Annotated in this window: 20 protein-coding genes; 11 read left to right on the top strand and 9 right to left on the bottom strand. The window is 67.6% G+C overall.

Going from position 1 to position 22,830, the window contains the following annotated elements; genetic code table 11:
* Nucleotides 1-11: 11 nt before the first annotated feature.
* From GR168_RS18820 to GR168_RS18790, 7 genes are all read left to right on the top strand, one after another.
* Nucleotides 12-1,271, top strand: a complete 1,260-nt coding sequence (locus GR168_RS18820; protein ID WP_078112635.1) for an acyl-CoA dehydrogenase family protein — start codon at nt 12-14, stop codon at nt 1,269-1,271.
* A 1-nt stretch (nt 1,272) separates the two neighbouring features.
* Nucleotides 1,273-2,112, top strand: coding sequence for an SDR family oxidoreductase (locus GR168_RS18815; protein ID WP_058249907.1), 840 nt, complete (start codon nt 1,273-1,275; stop codon nt 2,110-2,112).
* A 37-nt stretch (nt 2,113-2,149) separates the two neighbouring features.
* Nucleotides 2,150-3,307 carry an acetyl-CoA C-acetyltransferase gene (locus GR168_RS18810; RefSeq protein ID WP_078112634.1) on the top strand — a complete coding sequence of 386 codons (1,158 nt, stop codon included), beginning with the start codon at nt 2,150-2,152 and terminating at the stop codon, nt 3,305-3,307.
* A 192-nt stretch (nt 3,308-3,499) separates the two neighbouring features.
* Nucleotides 3,500-5,029, top strand: a complete 1,530-nt coding sequence (locus GR168_RS18805) for an aldehyde dehydrogenase family protein (RefSeq protein ID WP_078112633.1) — start codon at nt 3,500-3,502, stop codon at nt 5,027-5,029.
* An 87-nt stretch (nt 5,030-5,116) separates the two neighbouring features.
* A complete protein-coding gene (locus GR168_RS18800) occupies nt 5,117-5,764 on the top strand; it encodes a TetR/AcrR family transcriptional regulator (RefSeq protein ID WP_058249973.1) in 648 nt (215 codons plus the stop codon).
* Nucleotides 5,765-5,825: 61 nt separating this feature from the next.
* Entirely contained in the window at nt 5,826-7,730 is a 1,905-nt protein-coding gene (locus tag GR168_RS18795; protein ID WP_078112632.1) for an ABC transporter ATP-binding protein, read from the top strand.
* Nucleotides 7,727-9,463, top strand: coding sequence for an ABC transporter ATP-binding protein (locus GR168_RS18790; RefSeq protein ID WP_159371417.1), 1,737 nt, complete (start codon nt 7,727-7,729; stop codon nt 9,461-9,463). The genes GR168_RS18795 and GR168_RS18790 overlap by 4 nt, the downstream gene beginning before the upstream one ends.
* A gap of 224 nt (nt 9,464-9,687) precedes the next feature.
* Here GR168_RS18790 and GR168_RS18785 read toward each other — a convergent pair whose 3' ends face one another.
* The 6 genes from GR168_RS18785 to echA20 all read right to left on the bottom strand — a co-directional run bounded on the left by GR168_RS18785 (nt 9,688) and on the right by echA20 (nt 15,769).
* Entirely contained in the window at nt 9,688-10,932 is a 1,245-nt protein-coding gene (locus GR168_RS18785; protein WP_159371416.1) for an HNH endonuclease signature motif containing protein, read from the bottom strand.
* Between the two features lie 314 nt (nt 10,933-11,246).
* Nucleotides 11,247-12,047 (bottom strand): ATP-binding cassette domain-containing protein, encoded by an 801-nt coding sequence (locus GR168_RS18780; RefSeq protein ID WP_058253934.1) that lies wholly within the window; start codon nt 12,045-12,047, stop codon nt 11,247-11,249.
* Nucleotides 12,048-12,191: 144 nt separating this feature from the next.
* Nucleotides 12,192-13,304 carry a nitronate monooxygenase gene (locus GR168_RS18775; RefSeq protein ID WP_058253933.1) on the bottom strand — a complete coding sequence of 371 codons (1,113 nt, stop codon included), beginning with the start codon at nt 13,302-13,304 and terminating at the stop codon, nt 12,192-12,194.
* Nucleotides 13,301-14,092 carry a CoA-transferase gene (locus GR168_RS18770; RefSeq protein ID WP_159371415.1) on the bottom strand — a complete coding sequence of 264 codons (792 nt, stop codon included), beginning with the start codon at nt 14,090-14,092 and terminating at the stop codon, nt 13,301-13,303. The genes GR168_RS18775 and GR168_RS18770 overlap by 4 nt, the downstream gene beginning before the upstream one ends.
* Nucleotides 14,089-14,982 carry a CoA-transferase gene (locus tag GR168_RS18765; protein WP_058253935.1) on the bottom strand — a complete coding sequence of 298 codons (894 nt, stop codon included), beginning with the start codon at nt 14,980-14,982 and terminating at the stop codon, nt 14,089-14,091. Before GR168_RS18765 ends, GR168_RS18770 begins: the two co-directional genes overlap by 4 nt.
* A 1-nt stretch (nt 14,983) precedes the next feature.
* The gene (gene echA20 / locus GR168_RS18760) at nt 14,984-15,769 is read right to left on the bottom strand and encodes a (7aS)-7a-methyl-1,5-dioxo-2,3,5,6,7,7a-hexahydro-1H-indene-carboxyl-CoA hydrolase (protein ID WP_058253931.1); all 786 of its coding nucleotides are present in this window, start codon (nt 15,767-15,769) and stop codon (nt 14,984-14,986) included.
* Nucleotides 15,770-15,860: 91 nt separating this feature from the next.
* Here echA20 and GR168_RS18755 point away from each other — a divergent pair, with 91 nt between their 5' ends.
* The 3 genes from GR168_RS18755 to GR168_RS18745 are packed head-to-tail and all read left to right on the top strand — an operon-like array spanning nt 15,861 to nt 17,974.
* Nucleotides 15,861-16,649: an SDR family oxidoreductase gene (locus tag GR168_RS18755; protein WP_058253930.1), complete on the top strand. Its 789-nt coding sequence runs from the start codon at nt 15,861-15,863 to the stop codon at nt 16,647-16,649.
* A 51-nt stretch (nt 16,650-16,700) separates the two neighbouring features.
* A complete protein-coding gene (locus GR168_RS18750) occupies nt 16,701-17,597 on the top strand; it encodes an SDR family oxidoreductase (RefSeq protein ID WP_159371414.1) in 897 nt (298 codons plus the stop codon).
* The gene (locus GR168_RS18745; RefSeq protein ID WP_058253928.1) at nt 17,594-17,974 is read left to right on the top strand and encodes a nuclear transport factor 2 family protein; all 381 of its coding nucleotides are present in this window, start codon (nt 17,594-17,596) and stop codon (nt 17,972-17,974) included. Before GR168_RS18750 ends, GR168_RS18745 begins: the two co-directional genes overlap by 4 nt.
* Before the next feature lie 74 nt (nt 17,975-18,048).
* Here GR168_RS18745 and GR168_RS18740 read toward each other — a convergent pair whose 3' ends face one another.
* A complete protein-coding gene (locus tag GR168_RS18740) occupies nt 18,049-18,705 on the bottom strand; it encodes a GNAT family N-acetyltransferase (protein ID WP_078113612.1) in 657 nt (218 codons plus the stop codon).
* Nucleotides 18,706-18,861: 156 nt separating this feature from the next.
* On the opposite strand from GR168_RS18740, the gene fadD8 reads away from it, so the two are divergent.
* Complete coding sequence (fadD8, locus tag GR168_RS18735; RefSeq protein ID WP_159371413.1) at nt 18,862-20,508, top strand: fatty-acid--CoA ligase FadD8; 1,647 nt, start codon at nt 18,862-18,864, stop codon at nt 20,506-20,508.
* Between the two features lie 148 nt (nt 20,509-20,656).
* Here the strand turns inward: fadD8 and GR168_RS18730 are convergent, their stop codons facing one another.
* Complete coding sequence (locus GR168_RS18730) at nt 20,657-21,775, bottom strand: DUF5685 family protein (protein WP_159371412.1); 1,119 nt, start codon at nt 21,773-21,775, stop codon at nt 20,657-20,659.
* Nucleotides 21,776-21,851: 76 nt separating this feature from the next.
* The gene (locus tag GR168_RS18725) at nt 21,852-22,811 is read right to left on the bottom strand and encodes a WYL domain-containing protein (protein WP_058253578.1); all 960 of its coding nucleotides are present in this window, start codon (nt 22,809-22,811) and stop codon (nt 21,852-21,854) included.
* Between the last annotated feature and the right edge of the window lie 19 nt (nt 22,812-22,830).

The raw sequence follows: 22,830 nt of genomic DNA, 5'->3' as shown, positions 1-22,830 counted from the left end.
TGCTAGCGCCCATGACCACGACGAATCTCGCCGATCGTGCCGTCGACCTGGGTGAATGGGCGAAATCGACACCGAACGCCACCACCGAGTTCGCGGCCGCGGTGCGTGCGTGGCTCGACGAGAACCTCGCCGGCGACTTCGCCGATCTGAAGGGTCGTGGGGGGCCGGGCAGCGAACACGAGTTCTTCGCCGAGCGCCTCGAATGGGATCGTCACCTCGCGCGCGCCGGGTGGACCTGCATCGGCTGGCCGGTCGAGTACGGCGGTCGTGGTGCGACGCTCGAACAGCGCATCATCTTCCATCGCGAGTACGCACGTGCAAACGCACCTGCGCGCGTGAATCATCTGGGCGAGGAACTGTTGGGCCCCACGCTCATCGCCTACGGGACCGACGAGCAGAAGCGGCGTTTCCTGCCCGGCATCGTCGATGTCACCGAGTTGTGGTCGCAGGGTTATTCCGAGCCGGGCGCCGGATCGGACCTCGCGGGCGTGTCCACGTCGGCGCGGCTCGAAGACGGCAAGTGGATCATCAACGGCCAGAAGATCTGGACCTCGCTCGCCCACGTGGCGCAGTGGGTGTTCGTGATCGCGCGTACCGAGAAGGGATCGTCGCGCCATGCCGGACTGAGTTTCCTGCTGGTGCCGCTCGACCAACCGGGCGTCACCGTCCGCCCGATCCAACAGCTCACCGGCACTTCAGAATTCAACGAGGTGTTCTTCGACGACGCGGAAACCGATGCCGATCTCATCGTCGGTGACCCGGGCGACGGCTGGAAGGTGGCGATGGGGCTGCTGCAGTTCGAGCGCGGGGTGTCGACGCTGGGTCAGCAGGTCGGATTCGCGCGCGAGCTGGGCAATCTCACCGATCTCGCGCGAGCCAACGGGGCGCTGGACGACCCGGAGATCGCGTCGCGGCTGGCTCGGGCGGATATCGGGTTGATGGTCATGCGCGCCCACGCCCAGCGGACGCTGGACGGGGACGTGACCTCGCAAGCGGGTGCGGCCTCGGTCTCGAAGTTGTTGTGGGCCAACTGGCATCGCGACCTCGGTGAGCTCGCGATGGACGTCGTGGGCGCACCGTCGCTGATCGGGCCGGCCGCGACCGCCGAAGGCAAGGCCAACGACATCGCCGACCCGGAGAACGTCGAACTCGACGAATGGCAACGGCTCTACCTGTTCACCCGCGCCGACACCATCTACGGCGGCTCGAACGAGGTGCAGCGCAACATCATCGCCGAGCGCGTGCTCGGCCTACCCCGAGAGGCACGCTGAGATGACCGGAGTCGACGTCAACGGGGCCCGGGCGGCCGGCCGAGCGGTCTCGCCGCTGGCCACACCGCCTGCCGAGATCGCCGGGCACGGCCTGCTGCTGGGCAAGAAGGTCGTGGTGACCGCCGCCGCCGGAACGGGAATCGGCTTCGCGTCGGCCCGGCGTGCGTTGCTCGAAGGCGCGGATGTGCTCATCAGCGACTGGCATGAACGACGCCTCGGTGAGGCCGCCGAGAAGCTGTCGGCGGAATTCCCGGAGCGCACGGTCACCCAGCGCACCTGCAATGTGCAGGTCACCGCGGAGGTCGACGCGCTGATCGCCGATGCCGCAACCGAACTCGGACGTATCGACGTACTGGTCAACAATGCCGGGCTCGGCGGCGAGACCCCGGTCGCCGAGATGACCGACGAGGAATGGGATCGTGTCCTCGACATCACGCTCACCGGTACATTCCGCGCCACCCGCGCAGCCCTGCGGTATTTCGGCTCGGTCGAGCACAACGGCGTGATCGTCAACAACGCCTCTGTCCTCGGCTGGCGGGCCCAGCGCGGACAGGCGCACTACGCCGCGGCGAAGGCCGGGGTGATGGCCCTGACCCGCTGTTCGGCACTTGAAGCCGCCGACGTCGGGGTGCGCATCAACGCGATCGCACCGTCGATCGCGAAACACCCGTTCCTGGCCAAGGTCACGAGCGACGACCTCCTCGACGAACTCGCCTCCCGAGAGGCCTACGGGCGCGCGGCCGAGGTCTGGGAGGTCGCCGCGACCGTTGCGATGCTGGCCAGCGACTACACCACCTACCTCACCGGCGAGGTCGTCTCGATCTCCAGCCAGCGTGCTTGACCGCCAACGACTTCTACCGATTCAAGGAGCACCGACCATGACCACACCCCAGGCCTACATCGTCGACGCCGTCCGCACCCCGGTCGGCAAGCGCAACGGCTCGCTCGCCAAGACCCACCCCGCCGATCTCGGCGCCCACATCATCTCCGCACTCGTCGAGCGCACCGGCATCGACCCCGCGGCCGTCGACGACGTGGTGTTCGGCTGCCTCGACGCCATCGGTGGCCAGGCGGGCAACGTCGCCCGGACCGCCTGGCTCGCAGCCGGTCTCCCGCTCGAGGTGCCCGGCACCACCGTCGACCGGCAGTGCGGGTCCAGCCAGCAGGCCATCCACTTCGCAGCGCAGGGCATCATGAGCGGAACCCAGGACATCGTCGTCGCCGGCGGCCTGCAGAACATGAGCGCCATCCCGATCTCGCAGGCGATGATCTCGGGCAAGGAGTTCGGATTCACCACGCCCACCGCTGAATCCGCCGGCTGGCAGGAACGTTTCGGCGACGCGCAGATCTCGCAGTTCCTCGGCGCCGACATGATGGCGAAGAAGTGGGACATCAGTCGCGAGGACATGGAGCGCTGGGCGCTGCAGTCGCACGAGCGGGCCCGGGCCGCGATCGCCGACGGCAAGTTCGACAACGAGAACGTCGCCCTCGGTGACTGCGTCGTCGACGAATGCCCGCGCGAGACCTCGATGGAGAAGATGGCCGGCCTGCAGGTCCTCGCCGATGGTTCCCGGCTCACCGCGGCCGTCGCCTCGCAGATCGCCGACGGGTCGTCGGCGACCCTCGTCGTCTCCGAACGCGCGCTGAAGGAACACAATCTGACACCGCGAGCCCGCATCCACCACCTGTCCGTGCGCGGCGACGACCCCGTGATGATGCTCTCCGCGCCGATCCCGGCCACCAAGTACGCCCTCGACAAGACCGGCATGTCCATCGACGACATCGACGTCGTCGAGATCAACGAGGCGTTCGCGCCGGTCGTGCTCGCGTGGCTCAAGGAGACCGGCGCGGACCCGGCGAAGGTCAACCCCAACGGTGGCGCCATCGCACTCGGTCACCCCCTCGGCGCCACCGGCGCCAAGCTGTTCGCGACCCTCCTCAACGAACTCGAGCGCACCGGCGGCCGCTACGGACTCCAGACGATGTGCGAGGGCGGCGGGACCGCCAACGTCACGATCATCGAGCGGCTCGGCTGAGAGTCACCACCTCTGCTGCCTGAGGGCCACAGTTCGCCCCTCGACGTTCCCCTCTCGAGGCCGTACCATTCTGACAACAGGCGTGCCCACATACGGGTGTGATCTGGCGCATACTATTGTGTGGCACACGCGGACCATTTCGTTCCAACCGCCGCACGTCAGGTGCAGCACGACCTAGCTGAGGGGATCTCGATGACCAAGCCTGCTGAGCACACCAGCACCGGCGCCACCGGCGCGACGCGTGGCGTCTCGTCGGAAGCGCATAGTTTGACCGAACTGGTCGAGATCCAGCGCGCGGCGTTCCTGCGCGACGGGATCCCCGACGCCGACACGCGCATCGACCGCATCACGCGGCTTGCAGCCCTGCTCCTCGACAACGCCGACGAGATCGCCGCCGCGCTGGCCGAGGACTTCGGTGCCCGCCCGCGCGAGCTCTCGCTCGCCGCCGATGTGGCCGGCTGCATGATCGACCTCGCCCACCAGCGTCGCGGGGTCAAGGAGTGGATGGCCGAGTCGAAGGTCGCGAAGGTGCAGGGCCTGCTCGGGTACAAGCAGAGCATCCGCCACGACCCGCTGGGCGTCGTCGGCATCATGGGGCCGTGGAACTTCCCGCTGCAGCTGACGGTCGTGCCCGCGGGTTCGGCGTTCGCCGCCGGTAACCGGGTCATCATGCGACCGTCGTCGGTGACCGCGAAGACCACCGACGTGATCGCGAAGCACGCACCGAACTACTTTTCGATCGAGGAGCTGGCGATCGCCACCTCCAAGCACGGCTCGGGATCGGACTTCGCCAAGCTCAAGGTCGACCACATGTTCTTCACCGGCTCGCCCGGCGTGGGTGCTTCGGTGGCCCAGGAGGCCGCGAAGAACCTGATCCCGGTCACCCTCGAACTCGGCGGCAAGAACCCGGCCGTCGTCGACGTCGACGCCGACATCGACAAAGCCGCGACGATGCTCGCCGACGCCCGCATGGTCAACGGCGGCCAGGTGTGCCTATGCCCGGACTACGTCTTCGTCCCCGAGGCCAAGCTCGGCGAGTTCACCGACAAGGTCGTCGCGCGGTGGACCGAGAACTTCCCGACGATCATCGACAACGAGCAGTTCACGTCGACGATCAACCAGAAGAACTACGAGCGGATCCTCGGGCTCATCGACGACGCCGAGCAGCTCGGCGCCACCAAGCGTCAGGTGATCCCCGGCGGCGAACCGCTGCCGGACGCCGAACGCCGCAAGATTCCGCCGACGCTGCTCACCGGCGTCAAGGCGGGCATGAAGATCGAGGAGGACGAGGTCTTCGGTCCGGTGCTGACCGTGTACCCCTACCGCGACCTGTCCGAGGTCATCAGCCAGATCGGCTCGCACCCGCATCCGCTGACCATGTACTGGTGCGGCGATCAGAACGAGCGGTTCCAGAAGCTGGCCGACAACACCCGCAGTGGTTCGATCAACGGCAACGACTTCGCCATCCACCTGTTCAGTGGCGAACTGCCGTTCGCCGGCGTCGGTAACAGCGGAATGGGCGGGTATCACGGCCGCACCGGTTTCGAGACCTTCAGCCATGCTCGGGCCGTCGCGTTCTCGACGCTGCCGGTCAGCGTTGCCGAGATGATGTCGCCACCGTTCCTGCCCAAGGACGCCAGGCTGACCAACAACCAGCTGAAGCTGTGGAAGTTCTTCAACAACCGCGCCATGAAGAAGGTGCGGAAGCGCCTCGGCGCATAACATCGGTCGTCTTGGCCGGGATCGTCGTCCGACGGTCCCGGCCAAGCGCTTGCTAGGGTGAGCGCACACTCTTCCAGGAGGATGCGCTTGTCACCACGAGGTCAGACCAGGATCGACGCGAACGGCCGGACCGCTGCGAGTACCGCCGACGCGCCGACTCGTTCGTCGCGCCGGGACGAGTTGTTGGCGACCGCCGGGCGCATGTTCGCCGAGCAAGGGCTGCGCTCGACGACGGTCCGGGACATCGCCGACGCGGCCGGAATCCTCTCTGGGAGTCTGTATCACCATTTCGACTCGAAGGAGTCGATGGTCGACGAGATCCTGCGGGGTTTCCTCGACGACCTGTTCGCTCGCTACCGGCAGATCGCGGCGTCGAGCAAGTCGGCGACCGAGACCCTGCGGGGCCTCGTCATCGCGTCGTTCGAGTCCATCGATGCCGAACGCAACGCGGTGGCGATCTACCAGGACGAGGCAAAGCGTCTTTCCGGCCAGGAACGTTTCGCCTACATCTCCGAACTGAACGTCGAATTCAGGCAGCTGTGGCAGTCGGTGCTGCAGCGCGGCGTAGAAAACGGGGAATTCCGGGCCGATCTCGACGTCGAACTCGTCTACCGCTTCATGCGCGACACCGTGTGGGTCGCAGTGCGGTGGTATCGGCCCGGGGGCTCGATGACGGTCGACTCGATCGCTGATCAGTACCTGTCGGTGGTGCTCGACGGCATCCTGCCGCGCTAACCACGCGCGTCGAAGTTAGGGTAGCTTTCCTTTCCCAACGTCTGGCCGTTATTGTGCGCGTATGACAATTGGCGGAACCGATGTGGCCGCGCCGGCACCAGTCTCCGACGTCGACGTCGAACCCGACGATCCGAAAGCCGCGCGCGCTCAGGCCAGATCCGAGTCCAAGGCGAAAGCCGCTGCCCTCGCCGACGTCCTGGCCCCGGTGAAGAAGCGCACGCTGCTGGCCCAGTTCGTCCAGATCTTCGCCTCCGCCGCCACGGTGGTGCCGTTCATCGGGATCGTCGAACTCGGGCGCATCCTGCTCGAACCGGGACCGGTCGACTCCGGGCGCGTCTGGCTGGTCGTGTGGCTGGTGGTCGGTGGGCTCGGCGCTCGCGCCGCCTTCAGCTTCCTCGCACTGGCGATCACCCACTTCGCCGATCTCGATCTCCAGGCGCAACTTCGAATCCGCATCGCGGACAAGCTGGGTCGGCTGCCGCTGGGGTGGTTCAGCCGGACCAGCTCGGGTGCGGTCCGCAAGTCGGTGCAGAACGATGTCGCCGACCTGCACTATCTCGTCGCGCACGCGACCGTCGAGGCCACAGCCGCGATGCTGTCGCCGATCTTCGCGCTGATCTACTGCTTCTACCTGGACTGGCGCCTGGGGCTGCTCGCGATCGCGACGGTGCCGCTGTACGCGCTGACCTACTCCTACATGGCTCGGGACCTCACGACCGAGATGGAGAAGATGGACAAGGGCGTCGCGCGGATCAGCGCCACGATCGTCGAGTTCATCTCGGGCGTCGCCGTCGTGAAGACCTTCGGGCAGACCGGCAAGGCACACCGGCGGTTCGTCGATGCCGCCGACGAGTTCAACGACGACTTCGCCGGCTACATGGGGCCGATGCTCCGCGTACAGGCGGTCACCACCGTCCTGATCAGCGCGCCGCTGATCCTGCTGGTCAACCTCGGCGTCGGGTACTGGCTCGTCGACAACGGGTGGGTCCAGCCGATCGAGCTCGTCGGGTCGACGCTGATCGCGATGGTGTTGCCGACCGCGCTGCTCACGGTCTCGACCGCGGTCCACACCCGTCAGCAGGCCTCGGCCGCCGCCCTGCGTATCGCCTCGCTGCTCGCCGAACCGGAGCTGACGGTTCCGGAGAACCCCCAGGTGCCCGCCGGGCACGATGTGCGGGTCGAGAACGTGCACTTCACCTACCCGCCGCGCCTCGGTGTCCCGTCCGGGGTGAAGGCCCTCGACGGGGTCAGTGTCGAACTGGCCGAGGGAACCGTGACCGCTCTCGTCGGGCCGTCGGGAAGCGGCAAGTCGACGCTTGCGACGCTGCTGCCCCGCTTTGGCGATCCCGACTCCGGTGCGGTGCGCATCGGTGGGGTCGATGTCCGCGACATCGCGCCCACCGAGCTCTATCGCCACGTCGGGTTCGTGCTCCAGGACGTGCAATTACTGACGATGTCGGTGCGCGACAACATCCGCCTGGGCCGTCCGGACGCGAGTGACGAGCAGGTCTACGACGCCGCCCGCGCCGCCCAGATCCACGACCGCATCCTCGAGCTGCCCGACGGCTACGACACCGTGGTCGGCGACGGGGCACACTTCTCCGGCGGTGAGGCGCAACGTGTCTCGATCGCGCGGGCCCTGCTCGCCGACACCCCGATCCTCGTCCTCGACGAGGCCACCGCCTTCGCCGACCCGGAGTCGGAGGCGCAGATCCAGCAGGCCATCGGCGCGTTGATGGTCGGGCGCACGGTGCTCGTCATCGCGCACCGTCTGGGCTCGATCACGCACGCGGACAACATCGTCGTCCTGGATCGGGGTCGGGTCGTCGAACAGGGTCGGCAGGACGAACTGGTCGCCCGCGGCGGGTTGTACGCGTCGATGTGGGCCTCCTACGAGGCCGGGACCACCAGGCAGGACGAGGAGATCGCGCGGGGCGCGGTCACGAGCAGCGAGGCGGCACGATGATCCGCGGTTTCTACACGATCCTGGGTTCCGAACGGTCCCGGATGGTCGTCTTCCTGACCTGGGTGGTCGTCTACGGCGTCGCGCAGGGGCTGGCGATGCTGACCCTGGTCCCGATCGTCGAACACCTGCTGACCGGTGACCTCTCCGCCGCCGCGATGTGGTTGTGGCCGTTGGCCGTTCTGGTCGTCATCTGTGCGGTCAGTGCCTACGTGCAGTCGCTCAAGGGCATGACGATGGCGCTCTACGCGATGCGCATGCTGCACCACCGTCTCGGCGATCACATGGTCACGCTGCCGCTCGGCTGGTTCACCCGCGACCGCGTCGGTGACGTCTCCCAGATCGCGGTCAAGGGAACGATGTTCGTGGGCAGTACCGGCGCGCACTACATCACCCCGGTCGTCGTCAACATGGTGAGCTCCGTCGTGGTCGTCATCGGTATCTGCTTCTTCGACTGGCGCATCGGTCTTCTGATGGTCGCCGGGACGCTGCTGCTGATGTACGTCGGCAAGCTGTCGAGTTCGTTCCTCGCGAAGTCCGAGGGCCGTAAGCGTGCCGAGGCCGTCAAGGTCAACAACCGGGTCCTGGAGTTCGCCCGCTGCCAGGCGGTGCTGCGGGCCTTCGGCGACTCGGACTCCGCGCACAAGCCGCTCGCCGACGCACTCGGACAACAAGCACGCGTGGGCAAGTCGATGCTCTGGCGCTCGATCCTCGGCATCCTGCTGAACGGGTTGTCGGTGCAGGTCGTCTTCAGTGCCGTGCTCGCGCTCGGCGCGGGGCTGGCCGTGGCGGGCCACATCGAGCCGGCCCTGCTGATCGCCGTCTTCGGCCTCGCGGCCCGCTTCTTCGGCCCGATCGGCGAACTCGCCGAACTCGGTTCGACGCTGCGCATGTCCACCGACGAGATCAACCGCATCACCGGGGTGCTCGACACCGACCGGATGCCCACCCCCGATCAACCCACGCCGATCACCGAACCGGGTGCTGTCGAACTCGACGGTGTCGCTTTCGGGTACGAGACCGGCGCGCAGGTCCTGCGCGATGTGTCCCTGCGAGCCCGCCCCGGCACGATGACTGCACTCGTCGGCCCGTCGGGGTCGGGTAAGTCGACGATCTTCCGTCTCATCGCACGGTTCTACGACGTCGACGGCGGCGTCGTGAGGGTCGGCGGCGTCGACGTGCGGGAGCAGGAGACCGGTGCACTCATGGGCCAGTTGTCCCAGGTGTTCCAGGACGTCTATCTCTTCGACGACACCCTGTGGGAGAACATCAAACTCGGACGGCCCGATGCGACCGACGACGAGATCCGGGCCGCCGCCGAGACCGCGGGGGTCACCTCGATCGTCGACCGGCTGCCCGATGGCTGGCAGACCGTCGTCGGTGAGGGCGGGTCGGCCCTGTCCGGCGGTGAGCGCCAACGAGTCTCGATCGCACGCGCCCTGCTGAAGGACGCGCCGATCGTGCTGTTCGACGAGGCGACAAGCGCTCTCGACCCCGAGAACGAGTCCCACGTCGCGGAATCCATCCGCCGCCTCGCCGACCGCAGCACGGTGCTGGTCATCGCGCACAAGCTGTCCACCGTGATCGCCGCCGACCAGATCGTCGTACTCGACGATCAGGGCGGCGTCGACGACATCGGCACCCACGACGAACTGCTCACCCGCGGTGGGCGATACACCGAGTTCTGGAACCAGCGGACCGCAGCTGCCGGCTGGACGCTGACGCCGTCGGCTTAGGCGCGCCCTTCCGAGGCGGTGAGAGCGGGCTGGACCTGTCGACCTCGTTCCGAGACCGATCGCCCCCCGCCCACCGGGATCTCGGAGCGAAATTGCGCAACGCGCAAGAGATTTTTGCCACCAGACCCCGGCGGCCAGGGCTTGTTGAACACTGTGGAGTTGTCAAAGGTCGTGTGGCGTCGGTCGGTGACGACGCCGGAGGGTCTGGTGGGGGCGGGGTGAGGTCAGACGAGGGCGTCGTCCAGGCGCATGGTGCGCCGGTTGTAAGCCGGCCGAGGTAGACGCCGCGGGTCGATATCGGCCGGTGGGATCAACCACGGATGACGATCAGGGCCCATCACCACCTCCCACCCATGATGATGCACCTGGGTATGACAGCGCTGACACAGTAGACACCCGTTGTCCAGATCAGTCGGTCCGCCGTCAGCCCATGGCACCAGATGATGCACCTGCGTATGCGCCGCTGGTGCACCGCATTTCACGCAACACACATCCCGCACGACGATCGCCTGACGCAGATGATGCGGGAACAACCGCTTCGTCGTCCCCATCCGCAGCGGCACCCCCTCGTCGTCGAGGACGATCTCGGCGACCCCGCCGTCACACGACAACCGACGTGCCGTCGATGCCGTGACCGCGCCCACCCACGGCAGAATCGCCGGGCCCACACCATCAGCGGGGATGGTCACCACTACCTGAGTGCGGGGTGCACCTGCGGTGGTCATCGCCGCACCGATCGCGGCCTGATCGAGCAGTAGCTCCAACCCGTCCGCACGACGCTGCCCGACATCACGGCGGTCGTCGGCCCCGTCGGGTTCGGGACGCGGACAGGAGCGTTCGTCGATCATCGCCAGGAACTTCTCGCCGATCACCGCCGTCACATCGCCGGTGATCGCGACCCGGCCTTCGTCGGTCACTCTGGTGTGCAAGGTGTTCAGCGACGCATCATCGGCCGGCGCGACCGCGTGCGGATCGTCATCGGCGACCCGCGTGGCGATGCTCCGGGCGTGAGTGTTGATCTCGGCGGGGGTGGCCCCGGAGAACGCCTGCGCCAGTAGTTCGCTCTCGAACACCGACCGGTCATCGTCGGACAACGCAGTCGCTGCCTGTTTGTCGATGGACGCGATACCGCGGACCACTGCATCAACACACTCGGCAGACAGATACCCGTCGGCGGCGCAGTCAGCGACTTTCGGCAACGATCCCAGTCCGGCGGCGATCCGTGCACCGCGGTGCGCGGCCGTCGGGGGTAGGCCGATCTCGATCAGCCAGGATCGGGTCGTCGACCCTGCTCGCGCCGGTGCCCCCGAATCCTCCAACAGGGCGATGTGGACGGCGATCTGGTGATCGAGGACGTTGCGCAGCACGCGTAGTTCGTCGAGTCGCTCGACTACCAGGCGACCACTCCCGTCGTCGGGCGGGGGTTGTAGACCAATGAGGGTGTCGCGGAGCTCGGTGATCGAGGACATGAGACCAATGTACTCGCCAAAACGTTCGACGACGAGGTTTGTCCACAACCTATCTGCCGTCGAATCAAGCTGTGCGGCAGTCTATGTCACACGAACATCAGTGGTGAACCGCAGTGAACCGTGGTGAACAGAAACCCCACCAGTCACACGGTGGCTAGCCGAGCATAGGGCCCGGGTTCACCACCGACCTCGGAGCGCACGAAATCTGCAGTGCCATCTCGTCGCCGGCGGCCTTCGCGCTGGGGACCTGAGGAGCCTGTCCGCTCTGCCAACTGCTCGGGGATTGGCGGGGCCCGTACTCGCGGTGCTCGAGTTCAGGGAGCAGTGGTCGCGACCCCCCGCGCCGACCACCGCCCTTCCTGGTGGGCGATCTCGATCGGGTAATCGAAGCACTCGGTCACCAGGGCCGTGGTGAGAATGTCGTGAACCGGCCCCGCGGCGAGGATCCGGCCGCCGGTCACCAGCACGGCATGCGTGGTCGTCTCGGGAAGTTCCTCGAGGTGATGGGTGACGAGCACCGTCGCGAGATCGGGATGTGTCCGGTGCAGCCGGTCGACGGTCTGCAGAAGACGCTCGCGGGCAGCCACATCGAGGCCGGTCGACGGTTCGTCGAGCAGCAGGAGTCGAGGATCGGAGAGCAGCGCGCGGGCGATCAGGGTCCGGCCGCGTTCGCCCTGCGACAGGTTCGTCCACGGCGCCGACGCGAGCGCGCTCAAGCCGAGCATCTCGATCAGTTCGTCGGCGCGGGCCAGTGTCTCCGATGCGGGTTCCCGGTGGTCCATCAGCTCGGTCGTGCCGGTCGCACCGGTCAGCACCACCTCGCGGATCGACAGCGGCGACCGCAGCGGATGCCGCGGATTGACGTGGCCGATGGACTCGCGCAGCTTCCGGGTCTCGACGCGCCCCAGTTGGTGTCCGAGGACATGGACGGTCCCCCGCGTCGGATGCTGTTCCGCGCCACATAGGCTCAGGATCGTCGACTTGCCGGCGCCGTTCGGGCCGATGAGCGCCCACCGCTCGCCGGCGTGGACGGTGAGGTCGATGTCCGCGAGGATCGCGCGGGACTGCCGCACGAAGTCGACCGAATTCAGGCGCAGGACTTCCGGAGTCGTCACGGTCCGAAGGTACCGGACCCTTCGTGACGGCCCTCCGCAAGCTCCGGGCCTCCTCAGGGGGCGGGGGGGTGACGGGCCGCCCTGCGCTGCCTGAGGTGTGAGGAGCGCCAGCGACGAGCCTCGAAGGCCCGGCGGCCGCGGCCCCTAGCCCAACGACCCGAGAGCCTTCAGCCGTTCGTGCGCCTGGGTCATGATCGACTGGATCAACTCGTCACAGCTGGGCAGGTCGTCGATCATGCCGACGACCTGGCCGGAGGCGAGCACGCCGGCGCGGGTGTCACCTTCGACGAGGCCGGCCTTGAGCAGCATGGGGGTGTTGCCCGCCATGATGACCTGCTGCCACGTGCGTTCGCCCGACTTCTTCATCGTGCGCCCGTCTTTGAGCATCGTCGTCCAGCGCATGCCGGTCATCTGCTTGAACTCGTTGGCATTGCGGGCCGCGGCGACGAGGGCCCGGGCCGGGCTCCCGCTCTCGAGCGCCTCCACCAGCGGGGTACGCAACACGCGGTGCGGCATGCCGTCGACCTTGACCGAGACAACGGTGTCGCCGAGACCGCGGGCGAGGTACTCCTGCTTGACGGAGTCGGGCACGGCACTGTCCGACGTCAGCAGGAACCGGGTGCCCATGGCCACGCCCTGAGCCCCGTAGGCGAGTGCGGCGGCGAGCCCACGGCCGTCGAAGAACCCGCCCGCGGCGACCACCGGCATGTCGATACCTTTGGCGGACAGCGCATCCAGCACCGACGGCAGCAGCAGGGTGGTGGCGACCGGTCCGGTGTGACCACCGCCCTCGCCGCCCTGGACGATCACTGCGTCGGCACCCCACGAGGCGACCTTGACGGCATGTTTGGCCGCACCGATCGACGGGATCACGACGATGCCGTTGTCCTTGAGCTTCGCGATCAGTTCGGGTTTCGGGGCCAGCGCGAAGGAGGCGACCTTGACGCCCTCTCGGATCAACAGGTCGATGCGTTCGGGGGCATCGGTCGCGTCGGCACGCATGTTCACACCGAATGGCTTGTCCGTCAACGATTTCGTCTTCGCGATGGCCGCCTCGAGTTCCGCGAACGTCATCGTGGCCGACGCCAGGATGCCCAGCCCGCCGGCGTTCGAGGTTGCCGAGGTCAGCGACGGTCCGGACACCCATCCCATGCCGGTCTGGACGATCGGGTACTCGATGCCGACGAGCTCGGTGAACGACGTCGACAGTCCGGCGGCGCGCGCGGGACTCGGTTGTGCGCTGGTGGGACTGCTCATCGGACTTCCTTGTTGCGGATGCCCTTCGGGTCGAGGACGTCCCGGATCAGACCGAGCTCCTCTGCCGTCGGCCGGCGCGTTTCGGGTGCGTCGGCAACGCCTTCGACCTCGAAGCCGGTGTTCTCGGCGACCTCGTCGGCGCCGACCCCGGGATGCAGGGACAGGGCCCGCATGGTGTGGCCTGGTCCGCCGAAGTCGAAGACGCCGAGGTTGGTGACCACGCGATGGATGTTCAGGTCGTCGAAGGCCGGGTTCTCCGGATCGACCTTGTCGAAACCGACGCCCGACACGATGTCGACGGACTCGCCGAAGACGCGCGCGGTGTGGCGGGCCACCCAGTAGCTGGTGGGGTGGTTGATGGTGTTGCCGGGCGCGCCACGCACACCGAACATCTGACGAGTGGGGTGCTGCAACGGACCGAACGCCGACAGGTTCTGGTTGCCGTGCCGGTCGATCTGGTTGGCGCCCATGACAACATGGCGCCGACCCGATGCCACGACGTCGAACACCTTGCGGAACGGCATCCACCCCTCGATCGGCCCGGTCTTCCCGATCGGCGGGGTGTCGGCGAGGATCAGCGCCTCGCCGTCGGTGATCAGCAGGTCGGGTTCGGTGGTGAGACGCGCGAGCCGGGCGCCGAGCAGGGGAGTGGGCGCCATCGGCGAGGCCATGATCTCGCCGGCGCCGGCGAAGATGTCGGCGCAGGAGATCACGCAGTACTCGGCGCGGGTGGGTTCATCCGTACCGGACGATTCACCGGGCTTGGTCGCGGTTTCGGCGGTGCTCACTGTCCGGTCTCCTTCTGCTCGTCCTGCCAGGCGGTCACTTCTCGCTGGTAGGTCTGTTCGTCGACCTGGAGGAATCGGCGCGAGAACGCGTCCCAGGTCTCGGGCTCCTTCGCCGACGCCACATAGAACTGCTGGAACTTCTCGTCCCGGCCGTACTCCCCGGCAAACGTGAAGTGAGCGCCGTTGGGCGCGTGGACGACGCGGTCGACGGCCATTCGGTTCAGCAGAAGACGTTGGTGTGGGACGGTTTTGACGAGCACCTCGGTGGAGACGATCTGATCGGCCTCGAGATAGCGACGTTCGGCGGCCGCGCAGTAGAGGTCGTCGAAGTACGGGTCGACCCCGGTGTAGGCGGCATTGCCGTGGGCATCGGCCAGATCCAGGTGCACGAAGGCGGCGTCGAGCTTCAGTGCCGGCATGGCCACCAGCGTCTGCGTCCGGCCGTCGGCGTCGGGATAGGGCGAGGTGACGGTCTTCAGCTCACCCTCCCAGAAGTTGAGGACGTCGGAGCCGAGGCCGGCACGAATGGGCAGGAACGGCACGCGTGCGGCGGCTGCTTCGAGGCCGCATTTCACCATGCCCTCGTCCATCTCGCGTACCTCGATCTCGCCGTTGGTGCGCGCCTTGGCGAACCACGGATCGTAGAACGGAGCCGAGTCGAGCGAGACGAAGCCGTAGTACGCGCGGCGCACCTTCCCTGCCGCGCAGAGCAATCCGAGGTCGGGGCCACCGTAGGTCACCACGGTGAGGTCCTTGACTTCGGAGCGGGCGAGCGCACGGACCAACGCCATCGGCTTGCGGCGCGAACCCCATCCGCCGATGCCGATGGTCATGCCGTCGCGTAGCTCGGCGATGACGTCGTCGAAAGTGCTTGTCTTGTCGGTGGGCATGTCAGGCACGTCCTCCATCCGAGGCGGAATTCGCGGCAAGTGGTTTGCCGGTCGACACGAACGCGTCGCGGTGCTCATCGGCGACGCCGGCCAGGTTCAACTCGAAGGTGTACCCCTGCTCGAGGCGGTAACTCGCCTTGACGTCGACGGGGTCGATGTTGTTGATCGCCTCCTTGGCTGCGCGGATCACGCGAGTGTCCTTGGCGGCGATGGCCTCTGCGACCTCGAGTGCCGCGTCGAGCAGTTCCTCGCGGGGCACGACCCGGTAGACCGAACCGAAGTGCTCGAGTTGCTGGGCGGTGACGTTCTTGGCGGTGAAGTAGAGGGTGCGCATCATGTGTTGTGGCACGAGCCGCGCGAGATGGGTTGCGGCGCCGAGTGCTCCGCGGTCCACCTCGGGTAGTCCGAAGACGGCGTCGTCGGAGGCCACGATGACGTCGGCATTGCCGACGAGGCCGATGCCGCCGCCCACGCAGAACCCGTTGACGGCGACGACGACGGGGACGGCGCAGTCGTAGACGGCACTGAAGGCGGCGGCGCATCCGCGGTTGGCGCCGATCAGGGCGTCGAAGCCGTCGGTCGCCTGCATCTCCTTGATGTCGACGCCCGCGTTGAAGCCCCGACCTTCTGCGCGGAGCACCACCACGTGGGTGGAGGGGTCCCGGCCGGCGGCGGTGATGGCGTCGCCGAGTTCGAACCATGCGGCCGATGGCAGCGCGTTGACCGGCGGATAGTCGACGGTGACGGTCACGATCCCGGTATCGGAACGTGTCGTGGTGATCGGCACGCGGGCTCCTCTCATGGGGCGGTCCGGACAGTCCGAGGGGACTGCGGAAGCGCACCAAGCAAGTGCTTGGTTGTTTGGTAGGGTAGCACCCATGCAGACGCAGTCACAGGTCGAGCTGGGCCTGGTCGGGAAGGTCATCCTGGTCACGGGCGGGGCGCGCGGGGTGGGTGCCGGGATCACCCGCGTCCTGGGTTCGCTCGGCGCCCGTCCGGTGATCTGTGGTCGCAACGCCGACAATCTCGCCGACGACCTCCGCGATCTCGATTTCGTGTCCTGCGATGTCCGCGACGCGGATGCGGTCGTGGCGATGATGGACGACATCATCGGGCGGGCCGGACGCATCGACGGTGTCGTGAACAATGCCGGCGGCTCCCCGTTCGCGCTGGCCGCCGACGCGTCGGTCCGGTTCGCGAGCAAGATCGTCGACCTCAATCTGCTCGCCCCGCTCGCCGTGGCCCGCGCGGCCAACGCGGTGATGCAGACGCAGCCGGATGGCGGTGGCATCGTGAACATCTCGAGCGTGAGCGGCCACCGGCCGTCACCCGGCACCTCGGCCTACGGTGCGGCGAAGGCCGGACTCGACAACCTGATGAGCTCGCTCGCCGTCGAGTGGGCGCCGCGGGTGCGGGTGAACTCGGTCGTGGCCGGCCCGGTCGTCACCGAACAGTCCCACCTGCACTACGGCGACGACGCCGGTGTGGCAGCCGTCGGCGAGACCATCCCGATGGGGCGGATGGCCACGCCCGCCGATGTCGGCAACGCGGTCGCCTTTCTCTTGTCACCGCTTGCCGGCTACATCACCGGGTCGACGCTGACCGTCCACGGCGGTGGCGAGAAGCCGGCATTCCTCGACGCCGCCACGGCCGGTAACGCAGTCTGAGACCCGGTGTGCGGTTCGGGGCCGCAGACACTTCGGAAAGGAAGAACATCAGTGACCAGCAAGTTGAATGAGGGTCGTGTCGTCATCGTGACCGGTGCCGGCCAGGGCATCGGACGCGCCCACGCCCTCGCGTTCGCCGCCGACGGCGCGAAGGTCGTCGTCAACGACTACGCCGAGGACCCCGCGAGTGAGGTCGTCGACGAAATCGTCGCCGCCGGCGGGCAGGCAGTCGCGTCGGTGGGCGACGTCGCGGACTGGGATTCGGGTGCGGCCATGGTCGAGACCGCACTCTCCGCGTTCGGACGCCTCGACGTACTGGTCAACAACGCGGGTTTCGTGCGTGACCGGATGCTGGTCTCGCTGTCGGAGGACGAGTGGGATGCGGTCGTCCGCGTACATCTCAAAGGGCACTTCGTCGGTCTGCGGCACGCAGCCGCGTACTGGCGTGCCCAGGCGAAGGCCGGCGACGTTCCGCAGGCGCGCATCATCAACACGAGTTCCGGTGCGGGACTGTACGGTTCGGTGGGGCAGGGCAACTACGTAGCGGCGAAGGCCGGCATCGCGGCTCTGACGATCCAGGCGGCCGCGGAACTGGGGTCGTATGGTGTGACCGTGAACGCGATCGCTCCGGCCGCCCGTACCCAGATGACCATGGGTGCCGGTGAGGCGATGGCCGCTCAGATGGCGGCGCCCGCCGACGGTTCCTTCGACACGATGAATCCGGCGAACGTCTCGCCCCTCGTGGTCTGGCTGGGTTCGCCCGCGGCGGGCTCGGTGACCGGCCGGGTGTTCGAAGTCGAGGGCGGCAAGATCTCGATCACCGATGGATGGCAGCGAAGCATCGAGCGGGACAAGGGCTCTCGGTGGGAGGCCGGCGAGCTCGGCCCGGTGATCGAGGAGATCCTGGCCAAGGCGCCGGTACCGATGCCGGTGTACGGCGCGCGATGACCTCGCCCCGAGATCCCTCGGCCGAGCGGATCGCCGCGGCGCGCGCTTATGTGGACGCCTTGGTGAGTCACGATCCGTCCGCGGTCGTCCTGCACCCGGACTGCACCCGCGTGGAGTTCGGTGTGCGGACCGGGCGCGACGGCGACCACATCGCCCGCAGCCTCGCGCGTGGCCCGCAATTCCGCCTCATCCACCGGATCTCGGACTTCACCGCCACGGTGGACGGGCACAGCGTCACCACGCGCTACATCGTCCACGTCCGACCCAAGACCCTTCGCCTGGGTGCCACCGTGTCCGAGACCTTCGTGGTCGACGAGGACAACCGGATCCGCGCGATCGTCGCCCACTTCGGCCTCCCGCGGCCCCAACGGGCCTGACTGTCCGGCACGCCACCAACAGACGAACCCACCACCCCGAACGGGCGGTGGGTTCGTCGACTGTAGGTGGACCGTCAGGCGCTGGGCGCGCGGACGACCATCGGCACGCCGGGGAAGTACGCCGCCATCTCCGAACGGGACTTGCGTAGCGCTGCGGTGCCGTACCCCGACTTGCGGAACTGCGGGTGGATCCAGATGCGCAGGTCGATCTCGCCGTCCTTCAGTTCGCCGAACACGAAGCCGACCTTCGACTCGCCTTCGACGGCGACCAGCCAGACGGCTTCCTCGGCGTCGACCCGGGCGGTGGCGGCATCGATCTCGGCCGCGACATCGCCGGCGGGAGCGCCCGAACCGTCGCCGGCGGTGCCGATCTCGTTGGTGCGCGCCGAGAACAGTTCGGCGTCGGCGGACGGGTCGAACGGACGGAGATCAAGGGTGTCCCCACTGCTGGCCGGACGTTCGGCGAGCGTGAAGGTGAGGGCGCTGTTGAGGTCGTCGAGTTCGGCCTGGTTCTTGCGGCGGTCGTCCTTGGTGAGCTGGTCGAGCTTCATGTCGAGGATGGCCTCGGCGCCGAGCTTGGATTTGCCGAGCAGGTCGACGATCGCGGTGACGGCCTCGTCATGATTCTCGGCGTCGACGATGGCATCGAGGACCTCGTGGCGGTGCTCGAGGGCGGTCAGCAGGGCGTCGGCGATGTCACGCCGGGTGGTGGCGAGGTCGAGATCAGTCATGGTTCGATCCTAGGTCACCACCCCTCGCCGGTGGCGGACTTCAGATTCGCGGAAGGCGCATCCGCAAGGGAATGTTAGAACACGTTCTCGTGTCTCATAGTGCGGTTTTGGTGGAGATTCTTCCCTAGAGCTGTAACACGTCCTAGTCTGGTGGTCATGACGAACGAGGGTACGACGACAGCACCGGCCGACTTCGATCACCTGCGCGGGGGCACGCACATGGGCGACCTGATGGTCGCGGCGCTGCGGCGGCACGCCGACCGCACCGTACTGTCGCTCGGCGACACGGAGATGACCGGCGGTGAGATGGCCGCGTCGATCAGTCGGTACATCCAGGCGTTCGAGGGGTTGGGGGCTGGTACGGGAACCGCGGTCGGCCTGCTCGCGCTGAATCGGCCCGAGGTGCTGTTCGTGATCGGCGCCGGCCAGACGCAGGGATGGCGCCGCACCGCACTGCATCCCCTGGGCTCACTCGACGACCACGCGTACGTGCTCTCCGACGCCGGCGTGTCGACTCTCATCATCGACCCGGTGCCCATGTTCGTCGAGCGGGCCGCGGCACTGCTCGAACGGGTTCCCGGTCTCAAGCAGGTGCTGACGCTCGGACCGGTGCCGGAGCAACTCGCCGCCCACGCGCGGGACGTGATCGCCGAAGCCGACAATTTCGAGCCGAAGCCCCTTGTCGCCGCGCATCTCTCACCCGACCACGTCGTCTCCATCACCTACACCGGCGGCACCACCGGCAAGCCGAAGGGCGTCATCGGGACAGCCCGCGCGATGTCGACGATGACGCAGATCCAGCTCGCCGAATGGGAATGGCCCGAACACCCGCGGTTCCTGCTCTGCACGCCCCTCTCGCACGCCGGCGCCGCCTTCTTCGTCCCCACCCTCATGAAGGGCGGGTCGATGGTGGTCCTGTCCAAATTCGACCCGGCCGAGGTGCTCCGCACGATCGAGGAGCAGAAGATCACCGCGACCATGCTGGTGCCCTCGATGCTGTACGCACTGATGGATCATCCGGACTCCAAGACGCGCGATCTGTCCTCGCTGGAGACCGTGTATTACGGTGCGTCGCCGATCAATCCGGTCCGGCTGGCCGAGGCCATCGAACGCTTCGGTCCGATCTTCGCGCAGTACTACGGTCAGTCCGAGGCGCCGATGGTCATCAGTTACCTGGCGAAGGGTGACCATCCGGGTCCCGGTGAGGACCAGCGTCGGCTGAGCAGCTGCGGACGGCCGTCGGCCTTCCTGCGTACCGCCCTGCTCGGGCCCGACGACAAGCCCGTCCCGCAGGGCGAACCCGGCGAGATCTGCGTCGCGGGAACACTTCTCGCCGGCGGGTACCTGGGCCTCCCCGAACAGACCGCGGACACCTTCCGCGACGGCTGGCTGCGCACCGGCGACGTGGCCCGCGAGGACGAGGACGGATTCTGGTTCATCGTCGACCGCACCAAGGACATGATCGTCACCGGTGGCTTCAATGTGTTCCCGCGCGAGGTCGAGGACGTCGTCGCCGAACACCCGGCAGTGGGTCAGGTCGGCGTGATCGGTGTCCCGGACGACAAGTGGGGCGAGGCGGTCACCGCGATCGTGGTGCTGCGCAACGATGCCGACGCCGACGACGCGGCGAAGGACCGGATCACCGCCGAGATCCAGCAGTCCGTGAAAGACCGCAAGGGTGCGGTGCAGTCACCCAAGCGGGTGATCTTCGCCGATGCCCTGCCACTGACCGCGCTCGGCAAGCCGGACAAGAAGGCGCTGCGGTCCCAGTACTGGGCCGACTCCGACCGCGGCGTCGGCTAGATTCCCCTCTGCTCCCTGATCCGAAAGAACGACATAACCATTGCCCCCTGAGGTGCGAGGAGCGTTGACGCTTCGCTCGCACCTCAGCTCAGGGAGCACAGGGGGAGCGCATTGCTCGCGCCTCAACCGACCCGCCCGCCCGGGCGGGTCACAGGTCGCAGCAGTCGCAACAATCGCAGCAGTCGCAGTCGTCGCAGACCGCGTCCTTGTACTTGTCGGTGAAGTGATTCCAGTGGTCGACGCAGCAGGCCTTGCCGAAGCACGAGACACCGATGAACGGCAGAATCCGTTCGTGGAACGATCGATTCGGTTTGAAGGGTGGCGGGTACGGCCACTCGGTCGGATAGCCGAACGGCCGGTGCGGCGGCCACTGGGTGCGCGAGTCGGCGACCACCGAAGGGGCCTCCGCGTGCGGGTGCATGCGCTTGTGGATCGCGTGGCGCAGTCCGTCGAGCAACACCACCCGTAGGAGTCGGTCGTCGACGAGTTCGAGGTCGGCGTAGCGGGCCCGGATCGCGGAGGCGAGTCGCCGGCACTGCTCGAGCGCGGTCTCCGGCGACGTTCCGGTGGACCGGAGTGGGTTGTACCGTCCCTGCTCGGCGTCGGAGTCATAGTCGTCGACCGCGTCCAAGAGGTGCGCTATCCGGCCGAAATCGGCACCGATGTCGGAGAGCGCGGCCTCGTTGCGGGGTGCGTCGGCGAGTATCGCCGACGCGGAGAAGACCTGTGCCGCAGCCACTGCCGACGCCTGGGTGAGGTCGTCGAGGACGACGCTCGTCGACTCGATCTCGGCTTGACGCGAGAGCGTCGTCATCATGCCGTCCACATCGAGACGTCGGGCGACCTCGGTGTCGGCCGCGGCATTCCGGCGCAGGTGGCTCCCGGCATAGTCGGCGAGCTTCGCGCGTACCGGCCGACGGGGCGCCAGCGCGTGTCGCTGCTCGTTGCCGACGTCGGCCGCCTTCGCTGCGGCGAGGGTGAGGGAGGCGGTCGCGGCGAGGCGGACACCCGGTTCGTCGGCGGACACGACTGTCGCCGTGCGCATTCCGCGTAGGGGACACCGACCGGCCTCGGTGGAGGCGCACTCCGCCGCCGACTGGGCCGCGGTGAGGATCGAGACCATCACCGCATCGGTGTTGACCGTCAACCTGCTCGACTGGCCGTGGTTGTCGCGTAGCGACAGACAGACCCCGCACAGGTGGGAGCGCCACTGGTCCATCAGGTCGTCGTCGAGTGCGTGCCGACATGGAGTGAGAACCCCGAACATTCGAGAATCAGACCACAGGCGGGGGGACCTCGCCAGGGGATTCATTCGTTCGGTGCAGGCGGCCCGATGTGCTCGCCTAGTCGCCGCCGACAACGCGGGCGCGGGCTACGAGCGTGGTTCGGAGCCATTCCGGCTCGCAGACCACGAAGTCGTGGTCGAACATCGACGCCCATAACGCGCGCGTGGCGTGGCGACGGTCGGCGAACCGGAGTCCGAGCCGGCATCGTCCTTCTGGTGGCCGGTCGAGATATGTTGCGGCGGCGATCGACTCGATCTGCTCGGCATCGTCGACCGAGCAGTCGATCACCACGTCGACGGGTTCGAAGGAGCGTCGGAACGCGTCACGATGCCGCTCCCAGATCTCGCCGAGGTCGACGTCCTCGGACCGGTGCGCCGGTTCGTCGAGGACGTCCACGTCGCTCATCCGGGAGACGCGGTACATGCGTTCCGCCGAGCCGGCGCCGTCGTGCGACGTGCTGCCGCGCGACGAGGTGGCGACGAGGTACCAGGTCTCGCCCGCCACGATGAGTCCGATCGGGTCGAGGACGTGCTCGCGCGGGGTGTGCGCACCCCGGCTGCGGTAACTCACACGGATCCGTCGGCCCTCGAACACGGCGAGTTGTACGGCCTGGAGGCCGTCGAGGATCTCCGGGGTTCTGACGAAACCCTCCGGACGGACCAGAATCCGCTGCGCGGCGCGCACGGCATGACTCCGATGCGCCTCGGGCAGGGCGGCGGTCACCTTGCGCATGGCGCTGGTGAACGCGGGGGAGTCGACCCGTCCGGTACCGGCGAGCAACGACGTGGCCTCGTCGACGGTCAGTCCGGTGAGATCGGTGCGATACCCCGGTAACAACGCGAAGCCGCCGTGTCGGCCGCGCTCGGCGTAGACCGGCACGCCGGACAGCGACAGCGCGTCGATGTCGCGGAGCACGGTTCGTTCGGAGACCCCGAGCTCGGCGGCCAATACGGCGGCGGTCACCCGCTCGTGCTTCTTCAGCACCATCAGCAGGGCGATGAGACGTTCGGCGCGCACGATCATGATTCTCTCCCGA

Source organism: Gordonia sp. JH63 (assembly GCF_009856645.1).
Classification (GTDB): Bacteria; Actinomycetota; Actinomycetes; order Mycobacteriales; family Mycobacteriaceae; genus Gordonia; species Gordonia hongkongensis.
Note: the sequence above shows the minus strand (reverse complement) of the source record. Positions and strands in the feature narration are given on the sequence as shown.

Coding starts and splice junctions, on each gene's coding strand:
- GR168_RS18790 (WP_159371417.1), top strand. CDS start 7,727: ATGATCCGCGGTTTCTACACGATCCTGGGTTCCGAACGGTCCCGGATG.
- GR168_RS18775 (WP_058253933.1), bottom strand. CDS start 13,304: ATGAGCAGTCCCACCAGCGCACAACCGAGTCCCGCGCGCGCCGCCGGA.
- GR168_RS18765 (WP_058253935.1), bottom strand. CDS start 14,982: ATGCCCACCGACAAGACAAGCACTTTCGACGACGTCATCGCCGAGCTA.
- GR168_RS18810 (WP_078112634.1), top strand. CDS start 2,150: ATGACCACACCCCAGGCCTACATCGTCGACGCCGTCCGCACCCCGGTC.
- GR168_RS18815 (WP_058249907.1), top strand. CDS start 1,273: ATGACCGGAGTCGACGTCAACGGGGCCCGGGCGGCCGGCCGAGCGGTC.
- fadD8 (WP_159371413.1), top strand. CDS start 18,862: ATGACGAACGAGGGTACGACGACAGCACCGGCCGACTTCGATCACCTG.
- GR168_RS18785 (WP_159371416.1), bottom strand. CDS start 10,932: ATGTCCTCGATCACCGAGCTCCGCGACACCCTCATTGGTCTACAACCC.
- GR168_RS18755 (WP_058253930.1), top strand. CDS start 15,861: ATGCAGACGCAGTCACAGGTCGAGCTGGGCCTGGTCGGGAAGGTCATC.
- GR168_RS18795 (WP_078112632.1), top strand. CDS start 5,826: ATGACAATTGGCGGAACCGATGTGGCCGCGCCGGCACCAGTCTCCGAC.
- GR168_RS18805 (WP_078112633.1), top strand. CDS start 3,500: ATGACCAAGCCTGCTGAGCACACCAGCACCGGCGCCACCGGCGCGACG.
- GR168_RS18730 (WP_159371412.1), bottom strand. CDS start 21,775: ATGTTCGGGGTTCTCACTCCATGTCGGCACGCACTCGACGACGACCTG.
- GR168_RS18740 (WP_078113612.1), bottom strand. CDS start 18,705: ATGACTGATCTCGACCTCGCCACCACCCGGCGTGACATCGCCGACGCC.
- GR168_RS18745 (WP_058253928.1), top strand. CDS start 17,594: ATGACCTCGCCCCGAGATCCCTCGGCCGAGCGGATCGCCGCGGCGCGC.
- GR168_RS18820 (WP_078112635.1), top strand. CDS start 12: ATGACCACGACGAATCTCGCCGATCGTGCCGTCGACCTGGGTGAATGG.